The organism is Stenotrophomonas sp. B2 (assembly GCF_014947095.1).
In the GTDB taxonomy this organism is placed as follows: domain Bacteria; phylum Pseudomonadota; class Gammaproteobacteria; order Xanthomonadales; family Xanthomonadaceae; genus Stenotrophomonas; species Stenotrophomonas maltophilia_P.
The window spans coordinates 90,991-105,679 of sequence record NZ_JADCQA010000016.1 but is presented as its reverse complement, the minus strand read 5'-3'; the positions used below and the strand labels follow the sequence as shown (position 1 = coordinate 105,679).

The 14,689-nt window shown below is 67.0% G+C and carries 12 protein-coding genes; 9 read left to right on the top strand and 3 right to left on the bottom strand.

Annotated features, from left to right (window positions below):
- Nucleotides 1-168 precede the first annotated feature (168 nt).
- Nucleotides 169-1,887 (bottom strand): gamma-glutamyltransferase, encoded by a 1,719-nt coding sequence (gene ggt / locus IMX13_RS17160; RefSeq protein WP_053520297.1) that lies wholly within the window; start codon nucleotides 1,885-1,887, stop codon nucleotides 169-171.
- A 696-nt stretch (nucleotides 1,888-2,583) separates the two neighbouring features.
- On the opposite strand from ggt, the gene ilvC reads away from it, so the two are divergent.
- From ilvC to leuB, 9 genes are all read left to right on the top strand, one after another.
- Nucleotides 2,584-3,558, top strand: a complete 975-nt coding sequence (gene ilvC / locus IMX13_RS17155) for a ketol-acid reductoisomerase (protein ID WP_053520296.1) — start codon at nucleotides 2,584-2,586, stop codon at nucleotides 3,556-3,558.
- Between the two features lie 37 nt (nucleotides 3,559-3,595).
- Entirely contained in the window at nucleotides 3,596-5,332 is a 1,737-nt protein-coding gene (ilvG, locus tag IMX13_RS17150; protein WP_111186805.1) for an acetolactate synthase 2 catalytic subunit, read from the top strand.
- Nucleotides 5,316-5,579, top strand: coding sequence for an ACT domain-containing protein (locus IMX13_RS17145; RefSeq protein WP_053520294.1), 264 nt, complete (start codon nucleotides 5,316-5,318; stop codon nucleotides 5,577-5,579). The genes ilvG and IMX13_RS17145 overlap by 17 nt, the downstream gene beginning before the upstream one ends.
- Nucleotides 5,580-5,675: 96 nt before the next feature.
- Nucleotides 5,676-6,767 (top strand): threonine dehydratase, encoded by a 1,092-nt coding sequence (locus IMX13_RS17140; RefSeq protein WP_193396802.1) that lies wholly within the window; start codon nucleotides 5,676-5,678, stop codon nucleotides 6,765-6,767.
- Nucleotides 6,764-8,350 carry a 2-isopropylmalate synthase gene (locus tag IMX13_RS17135; protein WP_193396801.1) on the top strand — a complete coding sequence of 529 codons (1,587 nt, stop codon included), beginning with the start codon at nucleotides 6,764-6,766 and terminating at the stop codon, nucleotides 8,348-8,350. Before IMX13_RS17140 ends, IMX13_RS17135 begins: the two co-directional genes overlap by 4 nt.
- A gap of 10 nt (nucleotides 8,351-8,360) precedes the next feature.
- Entirely contained in the window at nucleotides 8,361-9,137 is a 777-nt protein-coding gene (locus IMX13_RS17130; protein WP_111186152.1) for a class I SAM-dependent methyltransferase, read from the top strand.
- A gap of 60 nt (nucleotides 9,138-9,197) precedes the next feature.
- Nucleotides 9,198-10,616 carry a 3-isopropylmalate dehydratase large subunit gene (gene leuC / locus IMX13_RS17125; protein ID WP_065181714.1) on the top strand — a complete coding sequence of 473 codons (1,419 nt, stop codon included), beginning with the start codon at nucleotides 9,198-9,200 and terminating at the stop codon, nucleotides 10,614-10,616.
- Complete coding sequence (gene leuD / locus IMX13_RS17120) at nucleotides 10,616-11,194, top strand: 3-isopropylmalate dehydratase small subunit (RefSeq protein WP_053520097.1); 579 nt, start codon at nucleotides 10,616-10,618, stop codon at nucleotides 11,192-11,194. The genes leuC and leuD overlap by 1 nt, the downstream gene beginning before the upstream one ends.
- Entirely contained in the window at nucleotides 11,184-12,245 is a 1,062-nt protein-coding gene (leuB, locus tag IMX13_RS17115; protein WP_193396800.1) for a 3-isopropylmalate dehydrogenase, read from the top strand. Before leuD ends, leuB begins: the two co-directional genes overlap by 11 nt.
- 99 nt (nucleotides 12,246-12,344) lie before the next feature.
- Here the strand turns inward: leuB and IMX13_RS17110 are convergent, their stop codons facing one another.
- The gene (locus IMX13_RS17110; protein WP_193396799.1) at nucleotides 12,345-13,331 is read right to left on the bottom strand and encodes a hypothetical protein; all 987 of its coding nucleotides are present in this window, start codon (nucleotides 13,329-13,331) and stop codon (nucleotides 12,345-12,347) included.
- A 522-nt stretch (nucleotides 13,332-13,853) separates the two neighbouring features.
- Complete coding sequence (locus tag IMX13_RS17105; protein ID WP_053520099.1) at nucleotides 13,854-14,627, bottom strand: SDR family oxidoreductase; 774 nt, start codon at nucleotides 14,625-14,627, stop codon at nucleotides 13,854-13,856.
- Nucleotides 14,628-14,689: the final 62 nt, after the last annotated feature.

Genomic DNA, 14,689 nt, shown 5'->3' with positions numbered 1-14,689 from the left:
TCGGGGGGCGTGCGGGTGGGAAGGACGGGGGTGTCCGCGGCATGGATGCCGCGGCCAAGCCTACAAGGACGTATTCACGGCTTCCCCCGGCATTCCCATCCGCACGCCCCAATCCATGATCGGCTCTGGCGATCAGCCGCGAGGGGGCTCAGCCCGGTGGCCGGGACCTTAATACCCCGCCGCCTGCCCATCCTTCCGACTCTCCGACGCGCCGTAGTACACGCCCGTGTCCGGATCCCGCATGATCGCCTGATACCCGCCGTACGGACCGTCGGCGAACACGATGCGATGCCCCTTGCGCATCAGCGCGCGCACCGTTTCGTACGGGAAGCCCGTCTCCAGGTTCACCTCCCCCCCATCGGTCATCGCCGTGGCCTGACCGGTCGGCTCCGTGGAACCTTCATGCTGGATACGCGGCGCATCTCCGGCCTCCTGCAGGTTCATGCCGAAGTCCACCAGGTTCATCACGATCTGCGCGTGGCCCTGCGGCTGCATCGCACCGCCCATCACGCCGAAACTGGCATAGGGCTTTCCATCCTTGGTGATGAACGCCGGAATGATGGTCTGGAACGGGCGCTTGCCCGGTGCGTAGCCATTCGGATGGTTCTTCTGCAGCACGAACATCTCGCCGCGGTCCTGCAGGATGAAGCCGAGCCCTGGTGGCGCCATGCCGCTGCCCATCCCGCGGTAGTTCGACTGGATCAGCGACACCATCATGCCGTCAGCATCGGCCACGGTCATGTAGATCGTATCGCCCTCCTCCAGCTGCTTCGGCGTGCCCGGCTGCACTTCCTTCAACGCCTTGTCCATGGAAATCAGTGCACGCCGCTGCGCGGCATACTCCTTGGAAATCAGCTTCTGGACCGGTGCAGGCTGGAAGGCCATGTCGGCGTAGAAGCGCGCACGATCGGCGAAGGCCAGCTTCTTGGCCTCCACGAATAGATGCACGTGCTCGGGAGAGCCGAATGGAATCTTCGAGAAGTCGTAGCCTTCAAGTACGTTGAGAATCTGCAGCGCGGCGATGCCCTGGCTGTTCGGCGGCAACTCCCATACGTCGTAACCGCGATAGTTGCTGCTGACCGGCTCGACCCACTCGCCGTGGTGGTCGGCCATGTCCTGGTAGCTCAGGTAGCCACCATTGGCCTTGAAGTAATCGCCGATGGTGTGGGCGATCTCGCCCTTGTAGAAGGCATCCCGGCCGCCGTCGGCCACCTTCTGCAACGTATCGGCCAGGTTCGGGTTCTTCCACATCTCGCCCTTGCGCGGGGCATGCCCGTTGACCGTGAACTGTTCCTTGAAGCCGGGATACTGCGACAGCCGTGGCACGGAACGATCCCAGTAATAGGCGATCACCTCGGCCACCGGGTGGCCTTCGCGCGCGTAGCGGATGGCGGGCGCAAGATTGTCGGCCATGGGCTTGCGGCCAAAGCGGCCATGCAGGGCGAACCAGCCATCGACGGCACCCGGCACGGAGACCGGCAACGGCCCGGTCGCCGGGATCTCCTTCAGGCCGCGGCGCTGGAACTCGGCCAGGGTCAGCGACTTCGGCGAGCGGCCGGACCCGTTGTAGCCGTACAGCTTCTGTGTCTTCGGGTCCCAGACGATGGCGAACAGATCGCCACCGATGCCATTGCCGGTCGGCTCCATCAGGCCCAGCGCAGCATTGGCGGCGATGGCGGCATCGACCGCCGAGCCGCCGGATTTCATCACGTCCAGTGCGATCTGGGTGGCCAGTGGCTGCGAAGTGGCCGCCATGGCGTGAGGCGCGATGACTTCCGAGCGGGTGGCGAAGGTGTGGCCGGTGATGCGGTCGGCAGCGAGGGAAAGCGCGGGCATGGCCGCCAGGACGGCGGCAGCCAGCAGGGAACGGGCAAGGCGTCGGGACACAGTCGGGTTCCGATAGAAGGGTGGTAGCACCGATCATCGCCGCTGCGGCCTTCACGCGGTATCGGGCAGAGGTCATGGGGCGAGGCGGCCGCGGCGACCGCTGCCGGCACCGGGTCATGCCCGGCGGGCAGAACCCCCAAAATCCGCGCAAAAACCTTGGTGAAAGGAGTGAATTCGGGTTCACCGAAACACTTTCAGCGGCAACCATCCTTGCGCCACAAGCGATTCCGCTGGACGCAGCGGAAAGTGCCTGGAATCACCCCGACAAGGGTTGACATCGTCAAAACAGCTGTGTTTCTCTCGATCACATGCTGCAACACAACACACCACCGCGAACCCACATCGAAGCCGCCGACATCGGCGCCGCGTCGCTGCGTTCGATTCTTGTGCTCGTACTTATTACCCAACCAACAGGTGCGGGACGAGCCAGCGTGTAAGCAGATAGAACACACCGGAACTCGATCAAAAACCCGCACCCGCCCAGGTGCGGGTTTTTTCATTTCAAGACCTGGTTTCAGACGCAACCACCATGACCACCGCCTTCTGCAAAACCCGGACCTGCTGCACCACGATGCCTCGTGGCGGCCGTTCCTGTGCGATGCGCGGCCCCTCCTCCACCGCTTTCCCCTGACCGGCCGGTACGTCGCTTCGACGACCGGCCGTTCTTTTTTCTTCCCACCGCAAGGAACCTCCTCCATGAGCACCAACGACCTGCCCCAGACCAAGATCGCCGTCATCGGCTACGGCAGCCAGGGCCGCGCCCACGCACTGAACCTGCGCGAATCCGGCTTCGATGTGGTGGTAGGCCTGCGGCCGGGCGGCCCGACCGAAGCCAAGGCCCAGGCCGATGGCTTCACCGTCGTGGCTCCCGCCGATGCGGTGAAGGATGCCGACCTGGTCGCCGTGCTGACTCCGGACATGGTGCAGAAGAAGCTCTACAACGACGTGCTGGCGCCCAACATGAAGCAGGGCGCGTGCCTGCTGTTCGCCCACGGCCTCAATGTCCACTACGGCATGATCGAGCCGCGCGCCGACCTGGACGTGGTGCTGGTCGCACCGAAGGGCCCGGGCGCGCTGGTGCGTCGCGAGTACGAGATCGGCCGTGGCGTTCCGTGCATCTGGGCGGTCTACCAGGACACCAGCGGCCAGGCCGCGCAGCATGCGCAGGCCTATGCGACCGGTCTCGGTGGCGCCCGCGCCAATCTGATCCAGACCACCTTCAAGGAAGAAACCGAGACCGACCTGTTCGGTGAGCAGGCGGTGCTGTGCGGTGGCGCCTCGGCGCTGGTACAGGCCGGTTTCGAGACCCTGGTGGAAGCCGGCTACCAGCCCGAGATCGCCTATTACGAAGTGCTGCACGAACTGAAGCTGATCGTGGACCTGTTCTACGAAGGCGGCATCTCGCGCATGCTGGAATTCATCTCCGAAACCGCGCAGTACGGCGACTACGTCAGCGGTCCGCGGGTGATCGATGCCGGCACCAAGGAGCGCATGAAGGAAGTACTGAAGGACATCCAGGACGGCACCTTCACCAAGAACTGGGTGGCCGAGTACGAAGCGGGCCTGCCGAACTACAACCGGTTCAAGCAGGCCGACCTGGAGCATCCGATCGAGAAGGTAGGCAAGGAACTGCGCGCCAAGATGGTCTGGTTGCAAGGACAGGCCGCGTAACCACGCGGCCCTCCCCCACCCGCTTGCAAGGTCCCCCATGAACTCTTCCACACACCGCAGCGCGCCACCCAACGGGGCGCGCTGGCTGACCCAGGCACTGGAGGCCGAAGGCGTCCGCACGCTGTTCGGCTATCCCGGCGGCACCATCATGCCGTTCTACGACGCGCTGGTGGATTCGTCGTTGAAGCACATCCTGGTGCGGCACGAGCAGGGCGCGGCGCTGGCCGCCAACGGTTTCGCACGCGCCAGCGGCCAAGTGGGCGTCTGCGTGGCCACCTCCGGCCCCGGCGCATCGAACCTGGTCACCGGTATCGCCGATGCGATGCTGGACTCGGTGCCGATGGTCTGCATCACCGGCCAGGTCGGTACGCCCCTGCTGGGTACCGACGCCTTCCAGGAGCTGGATGTGTTCGGCCTGACCATGCCGATCGTCAAGCACAGCTGGCTGGTACGCAGCGTCGATGACCTGCCCCGCGTGGTCGCCGATGCCTTCCGCATTGCCCGCGAAGGACGTCCCGGCCCGGTGCTGATCGACCTGCCCAAGGACGTGCAGGTGGCCGATGCCAGTCACCTGCCGGTGCATGTGCCGAGCAGCGTCGAACCACCGCCGGCAGCCACCGACGACGCCATTGCCGCCGCCATCGCAGCGCTGGCGGCGGCGGAGAAGCCGGTGGTGTATGCCGGCGGTGGCATCGCACTGGGCGATGCAGTGCAGGACCTGCGCGATTTCGTCGAGGCCAGTGGCATTCCCACGGTGATGACCCTGCGTGGACTGGGTGCTCTGCCGGCGCACCATCCGCAGTCGCTGGGCATGCTGGGCATGCACGGCACCCGCGCTGCCAACATGGCGGTGCAGGAAAGCGATCTGCTGCTGGTGCTGGGCGCACGCTTCGATGATCGCGCCACCGGCAAGCTGGCGGAGTTCGCTCCGTTCGCGCGCGTGGTCCATATCGATGCCGATGCGTACGAGATCTCCAAGCTGCGCAGCGCCGACGTCGCCGTGCCCGGCAATGTCGGCCACGCCATCCGTGCCCTGCATGCGGCCTTCCCCTCCCCCAGGGCCCATCAGGACGCATGGCGCAGCCGCTGTGCGCAGCATCGCGACCGCTTCGCCGCCCGCTACGACGCGCCAGGGCAGCACATCTACGCACCGGCGCTGCTGAAGCGCCTGAGCGAACTGGCACCCGCCGACACGGTGATTGCCTGCGACGTCGGCCAGCACCAGATGTGGGTGGCCCAGCATTGTCGTTTCAATCATCCGCGCAACCATCTGACCAGCGGCGCGCTGGGCACGATGGGCTTCGGCCTGCCGGCGGCGATGGGCGCGCAGTTTGCCTGCCCGGAGCGCACCGTGGTGCTGGTGTCCGGCGATGGCAGCTTCATGATGAACGTGCAGGAGCTGGCGACCATCGCCCGGTGCCGCCTGCCGGTGAAGATCGTGCTGCTGGACAACAGCTCGCTGGGCATGGTTCGGCAGTGGCAGGAGCTGTTCTTCGCCGAGCGCTACAGCGAGATCGATCTGTCCGACAACCCGGATTTCGTCGCCCTGGCCCAGGTGTTCGGCATCGCCGCCAGCCGCATCGATTCGCGCGATGACGTCGAAGGCGGCCTGGCCGCGCTGCTGGCCGAGCCGGGCCCGGCGCTGCTGCACGTGGCCATCGACGCGCGCGCCAACGTGTGGCCGCTGGTGCCGCCGAACACCGCCAACAGCACCATGCTGGAAAGCAATCCAGCCCATGCCCGCCAGGAGACTCCCAATGCAATACCGGCTTGACCTGGTGCTGCAGCCGGCCGAAGGCGCGCTGCTGCGCGTGATCGGCATGGCCGAGCGCCGTGGCTTCGCGCCGCGTTCGATCAGCGGTGCTCCGGACGCCGCCGATGACGGACGCTGGCACCTGCAGCTGGTCGTGGACGGCCAGCGACCGGCGGAGACGCTGTGCCGGCAGATCGAAAAGATCTACGACTGCGTATCGGTTGAGCTGACGCCGGTAGACAGCAGCATCGAAGGAGTATCGCAATGAACACCCGTACCGTTGTGACCACGGTGCCGGTACGGAGGCGTCTTCTTCGCCGCCCGTACCCGCATGCGGTGGTCGCGCACACCGCGCCGGTGGCCCATGCCGGCCGCTGATACCAGCAAGGAAAGTGATGTCGGCGACGTAAGCGTCGCCGATGTCCTGGCCGCGCAGGCGCGCCTGCGCCGCTTCCTGCCGCCCACCCCACTGCATCATGCCGAACGCTTCGGCACCTGGCTGAAGCTGGAGAATCTGCAGCGGACCGGCTCCTACAAGGTGCGCGGAGCGTTGAACGCCCTGCTGGCCGGCCGCGAGCGCGGTGACAGCCGCCCGGTGATCTGCGCCTCGGCAGGCAATCACGCCCAGGGCGTTGCCTGGGCCGCCTACCGGCTGGATGTCCCCGCGATCACCGTGATGCCGCACGGTGCACCGGCAACCAAGATCGCCGGTGTCGCCCATTGGGGTGCCACCGTACGCCAGCACGGCAACAGTTATGACGAGGCCTGCGCCTTCGCCTTCGAACTGGCGCAGCGTCATGGCTATCGCTTCCTGTCCGCCTTTGACGACGCCGACGTGATCGCCGGCCAGGGGACGGTCGGCATCGAGCTGGCCGCGCACGCGCCGGACGTGGTGATCGTACCGATCGGCGGTGGCGGCCTGGCCGCCGGCGTCGCCCTGGCGCTCAAGTCGCAGGGCGTGCGCGTGATTGGTGCGCAGGTGGAAGGCGTGGACTCGATGGCCCGTGCGATCCACGGCGATGTCCGCGAGATCGCCCCGGTGGCATCGCTGGCCGATGGCGTGCGGGTGAAGATCCCCGGCTTCCTGACCCGTCGCCTGTGCAGTTCTCTGCTGGACGACGTGGTGATCGTGCGCGAGGCCGAACTGCGTGAAACGCTGGTGCGGCTGGCACTGGAAGAACACATCATCGCCGAAGGCGCGGGCGCGCTGGCACTGGCTGCCGGTCGACGCATCGCCGGGCGCCGCAAGTGCGCCGTGGTCTCCGGCGGCAACATCGATGCCGGCGTGCTGGCCGGCCTGCTGACCGACATCCGCCCACGCCCGCCGCGCAAGCCGCGCCGGCGTCGCGCCGAGACGCCCCGCCCGCCGGCACGGACCGGCGTCACGCCCACCACCGCTGCCCCCCCTTCCCCCCTGCACGCCGTTGCACCTGTTGTCGAGGAGATCTCCCTGTGACCACCATCGAACGAATTACCACCCCGCGCATCCGCATCTTCGACACCACCCTGCGTGACGGCGAGCAGTCCCCCGGCTGCAGCATGAGCCCACCGCAGAAGCTGGTGATGGCGCGTGCGCTGGACGAACTGGGCGTGGACATCATCGAGACCGGCTTCCCGGCCAGCTCGCAGTCCGACCGCGAAGCGATGGCCCTGATCGGCCGCGAACTGCGCCGTCCGGGCCTGAGCCTGGCCGTGCTGTCGCGCTGCCTGCAGACCGATATCGAGACCTCGGCACGTGCCCTGGAAGCCGCGGCCAACCCGCGCCTGCACGTGTTCCTGTCGACCAGCCCGCTGCACCGCGAGCACAAGCTGCGGATGACCCGCGAGCAGGTGCTGGAGTCGGTACGCAAGCATGTATCGCTGGCCCGTTCCTACATCGACGATGTCGAATTCTCGGCCGAAGATGCCACCCGCACCGAGCTGGACTACCTGATCGAGGTCTCGCGCGTGGCCATCGCCGCCGGCGCCACCACCATCAACCTACCCGACACCGTCGGCTTCACCACGCCGGAGGAAATCCGCGCGATGTTCCAGCAGGTCATTGCCGGCGTGGCCGACGTGCCCAATGCCGCCAACGTGATCTTCAGCGCGCACTGCCACAACGACCTGGGACTGGCTGTGGCCAACTCCCTGGCCGCCATCGAGGGCGGCGCCCGCCAGGTCGAGTGCACCGTCAACGGCATCGGTGAACGCGCCGGCAACTGCTCACTGGAAGAAATCGCGATGGCGCTGAAGGTGCGCCAGGCCTTCTACGAGCAGGACACCGCGATCAACACCCCGCGCATCGTCGGCACCTCGCAGCTGCTGCAGCGCCTGGTCGGCATGCCGGTGCAGCGCAACAAGGCCATCGTCGGCGCCAATGCCTTCGCCCATGAATCGGGCATCCACCAGCATGGCATGCTGCGCCATCGCGGCACCTACGAAATCATGCGCCCGGAAGACGTGGGCTGGGAGGATTCGCAGATGGTGCTGGGCCGCCACAGTGGCCGCGCCGCCGTCGAAGCGCGCCTGCGTGCACTGGGCTTCTGGCTGGACGAAGAAGAGCTGAAGCTGGTGTTCGAACAGTTCAAGGGCCTGTGCGAGCAGCAGCGGGTGGTCACCGATGCCGACCTGCAGACCTTGATGCAGGGCGGCGCCAATGCACAGGGCTATCGCCTGGCCTCGATGACCATCAGCGATGTCGGCAGTCGCGCCAATGCACTGGTCGAGCTGTCCGACCCGGACGGCAACCGCGTGGCCGAGACCGCGCAGGGCGATGGCCCGGTGGATGCGCTGTTCGGCGCGTTGTCGGCCGCCACCGGCGTGCAGCTGATGCTCGACAGCTATCACGTGCACAGCGTCGGCATCGGTGCCGATGCACGCGGCGAGGCCAACCTGAGCGTGCGCCACGACGGCATCGAATACGACGGCACCGGCACCAGCAAGGACATCATCGAAGCCTCTGCGCTGGCCTGGCTGGACGTTGCCAACCGGTTGCTGCGCCAACGCCAGGCTGCTGCCAGCAGCGTCAGCGAAACCGCCACCCCTGCCACCGCCTGAGAAACCTGACATGAGCGCCTTCGACACGACCACGTCCGCTACGGCGGGCCAGCAGTGGAACGCCCAGGACTATGCGATCGATGCCGGCTTCGTGCCGCTGCTCGGCGGCGCGGTGTCGCGCCTGCTCGACCCGCGCGCCGGTGAGCACATCCTCGATCTGGGCTGTGGCGATGGGGTGCTCAGCAGTGAACTGGCGTTGAGCGGTGCACGCATCCACGGCGTGGACGCGTCGCCGGAACTGGTGATCGCCGCGCGCGCGCGCGGCGTCGATGCGCAGGTGATGGACGGCCATGCCCTGTCCTTCGACAGCGCGTTCGACGCGGTGTTCAGCAACGCCGCGCTGCATTGGATGCGCCACCCCGACGCCGTGCTCGAAGGCGTGCGCCGTGCACTGCGTCCCGGCGGCCGCTTCGTGGCCGAGTTCGGTGGCCATGGCAACGTGGCGACCATCATCGCCGCGGTGCAGGCCGCACGTGCTGCGCATGGCCATGGCGCCAGCGGTTTCCAGTGGTATTTCCCGACCGCCGACGCCTATGCCGACCGCCTGCGCCAGCACGGCTTCCAGGTGCAGCTGATCGAATGCCTGCCGCGCCCCACCGCACTGCCGACCGGCGTGGCAGGATGGCTGCGGGTGTTCGCCGCACCGCTGCTGGACGACCTGCCGGTCGAGGCCCGTGCCACCGTTCGCGAGGCCGCCGCGGCCCTGCTGGCCGACCTGCCCCGCAACGCGGCGGGCCAGCCGCTGGCTGACTACGTGCGCCTGCGCGTACTCGCGCGCCGCCGTTGACTTGACCCTTTCCCGTTATTTCCCGATGTTCGTTCAATCGTACTTCTGCCAGGCAACCGCATGACCTCCGCACCCCGCACCCTGTACGACAAACTGTGGGACGCCCACGTGGTCGTTCCCGAATCCGACAGCGCCCCTGCGGTGCTGTACATCGACCTGCACCTGATCCACGAGGTGACCTCGCCGCAGGCGTTCACCGAGCTGCGCGAACGCGGTCTCCGCCCACGCCGGCCGGACCGCACCAAGGCGACGATGGATCATTCCACGCCGACCCTGCCGGCCACCGCCGACGGCCGGCTGCCGTACGCCAGCGCCGCCTCCGAGGCGCAGGTCGCCACGCTTGCGCGCAACTGCAGCGAGCACGGCATCGAACTGTTCGACATGAGCTCGGACAACCGGGGCATCGTCCATGTCATCGCGCCCGAGCAGGGTTTCACCCAGCCCGGCATGACCATCGTCTGCGGCGACAGCCATACCTCCACCCATGGTGCGTTCGGCTCGCTGGCCTTCGGCATCGGCACCAGCGAAGTGGGTCATGTGCTGGCAACACAGTGTCTGCTGCAGCGGAAGGCGAAGACGCTGGCAATCACGGTCGACGGCCCCCTGGCGCCGGGCGTCGGCGCGAAGGACGTGGTCCTGCACATCATCGGTGTGATCGGCGTCAACGGCGGCACAGGCCATGTGATCGAGTTCCGTGGCAGCACCATCGAAGCGATGGACATGGAGCAGCGCATGACCCTGTGCAACATGTCCATCGAGGCCGGCGCGCGCGCGGGCATGGTGGCACCGGACCAGGTCACCTTCGATTTCGTCGCCAACACGCCACGCGGCCCCAAGGGCGCCGATTTCGAGGCGGCCGTGGCCCGTTGGCAGGAACTGCGCAGCGATGAAGGCGCGCGCTTCGACAGCGAAGTCCACATCGATGCAGCCGACATCCGTCCGACCTTGACCTGGGGCACGCATCCCGGCACCGCCATCGCGGTCGATGTGCCGATTCCTGCGGCCAACGACGCCGCCGCGCAGAAGGGCCTGGACTACATGCACTTCCAGGCCGGCCAGGCACTGGCCGGCACGCCGGTCGATGTCGTGTTCGTCGGTTCGTGCACCAACGGCCGCCTCAGCGACATGCGCGAAGTGGCACAGGTGCTGCGCGGCCGCCGCGTCGCCGAGCGCGTGCGCATGCTGGTGGTACCGGGCTCGGAGATCGTCAAGCGCCAGGCCGAAGCGGAGGGCATCGATGAGATCGTGCGTGCAGCCGGTGCCGAATGGCGCGAGCCGGGCTGCTCGATGTGCATCGCCATGAATGGTGATCTGGTCGCCCCCGGCCAACTGGCAGTGAGTACCAGCAACCGCAATTTCGAGGGCCGCCAGGGGCCGGGCTCGCGCACACTGCTGGCCTCGCCGATGAGCGCCGCCTGGGCGGCGGTGAAGGGCCACGTGGCCGATACCCGCGAACTGTTCGCGCAGGAGGTGGCGTAATGGCCGGTTTCCGCACCTTGACCTCGTCCAGCGTCGTGCTGCGCCAGACCAACATCGACACCGACCAGATCATTCCGGCCCGGTTCCTGTCCACCACCGAGCGTGCCGGACTGGGCCGCAACGCGTTCAATGACTGGCGCTGGCAGTCCGACGGTTCGCCGGTGGCCGATTTCGCCTTCAACCAGCCGCACAACGCCGGCCGCAGCATCCTGCTGGCGGGCCGCAACTTCGGCTGTGGTTCCTCGCGCGAGCACGCACCGTGGGCGCTGACCGACCTGGGCCTGCGCGCCATCGTCAGCAGCGAGATCGCCGACATCTTCCGTGGCAACTCACTGAAGAACGGCCTGCTGCCGATCGTCCTGGACGAAGCCGACGTTCAGGCGCTGATGCAGCGCCCCGACGACGAACTGACCATCGACGTGGCGGCACGCGAGCTGCGTACGCCGGATGGCCGGGTCTACTCCTTCCCGCTGGATGGCTTCTCGCAGACCTGTCTGCTGGAAGGCGTCGATCAACTGGGTTATCTGCTGGGCCGCGTCCCTGACATCGAACGTTACGAGAGTGAGCATGCACGCTGAGATCGTTGTACTCCCCGGTGATGGCATCGGCCCGGAAGTGGCCGCCGCTGCGGTTGCGGTCCTGAAAGCCATCGGCGAACGCTTCAACCACACCTTCACGTTCAGCGAGCACGATATCGGTGGCATCGCCATCGATCGCCATGGCGAGCCCCTGCCCGCCGCCACCCTCGCCGCATGCCAGGCCGCGAATGCCGTGCTGCTGGGTGCAGTGGGTGGACCGAAGTGGTCCGACCCGAACGCCAAGGTGCGCCCCGAGCAGGGCCTGCTGGCGATCCGCAAGGCGCTGGGCCTGTACGCCAACCTGCGGCCGGTGCGTACCCATGATGCCGCCCTGGGGGCATCGCCGATCAAGGCCGAACTGCTCAAGGGCGTGGACTTCGTGGTGGTACGCGAACTGACCGGCGGCATCTACTTCGGCGACAAGACCCGCGATGCCGACAGCGCCAGCGACCTCTGCCGCTACACCGTGGCCGAAATCGAGCGCGTGCTGCGCAGCGCGTTCCGCCTGGCACAGCAGCGCCGAGGCAAGGTGACCTCGGTGGACAAGGCCAACGTGCTGGAGACGTCCCGCCTGTGGCGCGACGTCGCCGCCCGCATCGGCCGCGAGGAGTTCCCGGACGTCGCGCTGGAACACCAGCTGGTCGATTCGATGGCGATGCACCTGCTGGCCAAGCCACGCGAATACGACGTGATCGTGACCGAAAACATGTTCGGCGACATCCTCACCGACGAGGCCTCGATGCTGGCCGGTTCGCTGGGCCTGCTGCCGTCGGCATCACTGGGAGAACCGGGTGCGGTCGGCATCTACGAGCCGATCCACGGTTCGGCACCGGACATCGCCGGCAAGGGCATCGCCAACCCCTACGCGACGATCCTCAGCGCGGCCATGCTGCTGCGCCACTCGCTGGGCCTGGATGCCGAAGCGGCGGCGGTGGAGGCAGCCGTGCACGCGGTGCTGGATGATGGCGTGTTCACTGCTGATCTGGCTGCAAAGGGCCAGGCCGTGAGCACGGCGGCGGCGACCGACGCCGTGCTGGCGAAGCTGGCCTGACCCCTCCGGGTGCCGGGCGCACTGCCCGGCACCTTGCAGCGCGCACCCACCGCAGCGCGGACGATCCGGGCATCGCATGATGCGCCGTGCGGGTTGCCCCTACATGCGCCCGCCCCCTGCGCCACCGAAGACGGGATCTCCCAGCTCGGGCAGCGCCTCCCGGAAGTAGCATCCCTGCTCGGTCAGGCCATTACCGATATCTGCCAGCATCAGTCGCTTCTGCTCCAGCCAGCCATCTGCGGCCTGGCGCTGTGGTTGATCGATCGAGTACTCCGCATTGCCGTTGCGCACCCCGGTCTGCGCAGCACCGAGCCGGTTTGCGATCCGTGCAGCGCTGTCCTGGGCCAGTATCACGTGGAAGTTGCGATCCCGCCGATAGAGCCGCTGCACGCTCAAACCGCCGATGTCGACGGGGTGCGGCAGATCCCACCATTCCGTCCCCAGGCCGTCCTCGTCATGTCGCCACGCCAGTGGTTCCCAGCGACGATGGATCAGGACCGTCGCAAGCCAGTTGCGATCTTCAATGGTCCCCTCGCAGCTCATCAGCCGCGGCAGCAGCGCCAACGCAGCCCGTTCACGCTCCGCCGGTGCGCTCCCACTGAAGGCCTGCTCACTGACCCAATCCGGGCGCTGACGATGCATGTAATCGCAGCCGATGCTCAACAGGCCACTTCCACGCCGGTCCAGCACCAACCTCTGCTCTGCGGTGAGGCCATTGCCGTTGCTCGGAGTGCGTTGCTGGAGCCTGCGGTGCCATTCATCACGGTTGAATGCGGGCGGGATGGGCACCGCCTGCAACTGCTGTTCCGCAACGATTCTCTCACCTGCATCGCGTGGCAGAACGAGGCTCTTTCTCCACGTATCGAGCAGCAACGTCCTGGACCTGACTCCATGCACTTTGATCGGTTTCGGCAGTTCGATGAGCGTGCGTCCGTACTCATCACGAAGCACCCGCCACTTGCCGTACTTCCGCGGCAGTGGCGCGCGGTCCTGCCGCAGCACCTCGTCGATCAGAAGATGATGGCGGAGGGTTGTCCGTTCGTCAGCACGGCATTCGACAACGGCCGCCAGATCGGCCAGGGCCATCTTCCTTGAGTCCGTGCGCTCCAGTGTCCATCCGTCCGAGGGCGGCCGGGCCAACGCTGGCGCCCCAGCAACCAGCAGCATCCAGGTCAACACGACGGGACCAGCCAGGCGAATCCGTGAGGTCATCGGCAGCGGTATCGGCATGGATCACCTGACCGCTGTTGACGGGGACGTCGCGTCGACGCGCGTACCGCGCCTGGCGTTGAAGGAAGGGGACATTGACAAGCGCAGCACCTGCAGAACCGATTCATATTCATACCTGCGCACGATGCCTTGGCGCTCTGCCCCGATCCATGCAAGAAATTTCAAACACTCCGATCACAACGCCAGCCCGAGGCAGAACCTACGGATTCATTCACGGCACCGCCGGCAGGAGCGGTCACGATGCGGTACTGGCGAAGCTGGGCTGACCCGCCGGGCGGCACCTGTAGCGTCGAGCCATGCCCGATGGCTGTTGCATGAGCCGGGCATGGCCCGGCGCCACAGGTGCAGTGCGGTGGAGCCGCGCCCAGCGTGGCCCGGTTACTTGGTGGTGTAGCCACCGTTGACCAGCACCGTCTGCCCGGTCATCCACCAGCCGTCGGTAACCAGGAAACGGATCCACGGCACGATGTCGGCAATGTCGGTCAGACCGGTGCGGGTGAACGCGGACAGCGCCGCCGCGGTCTTGTGATACGCCTGCGCATCGGCACTCTCGGCAGGATAGAAGAACGGCGTGTCCATCGGCCCGGGACCGATCGCGGTCACCGAGATGCCCCGCTCGCCGAACTCCTTCGATGCCGCGCGGGTGAAGTGCTCCACCGGCGCCTTGGTACCTGCATAGCTGGAGTAGAACGGCGTGTAGGCGCCCAGCAGCGACGTCACCAGGGTGCAGATGCGGCCACCATCATTGACGTGACGGCCGGCCTCCTTGAGGAAGAAGAACGCCGCCTTGGCATTCACCGCGCTCATCTCGTCGTACTCCGCTTCGCTGATCTCCAGCAGCGGCTTCTTCAGGACCTTGCCGACGGTATTGATGGCGACATCGGGACGGCCGACGGCTGCGACAGCGTCGGCGAACAGGCGCTCCATGGCGGCAGCGGAGGTCAGGTCACCCTGCAGGGCCACGGCCTTGCTGCCCGCGGCCTGGACCGCCGCGACGGTCGCCTCGGCGTCGGCCTGGCTGGCATCGCTGTTGTAATGGATGACGATGGCCCCGGCGCCGTGGGCGGCGAAATCGCGGGCGAGCAGGCCACCGAGGTTCTTGGCACCGCCTGCGATCAGCACGGTCTTGCCCTTGAGGGAGTGGTCGGTCATGGCTTCGGTCTCGGAGTGGGGCTGTCCGGGATGGCAACCCTGCCCCGATGACGATATCGTGC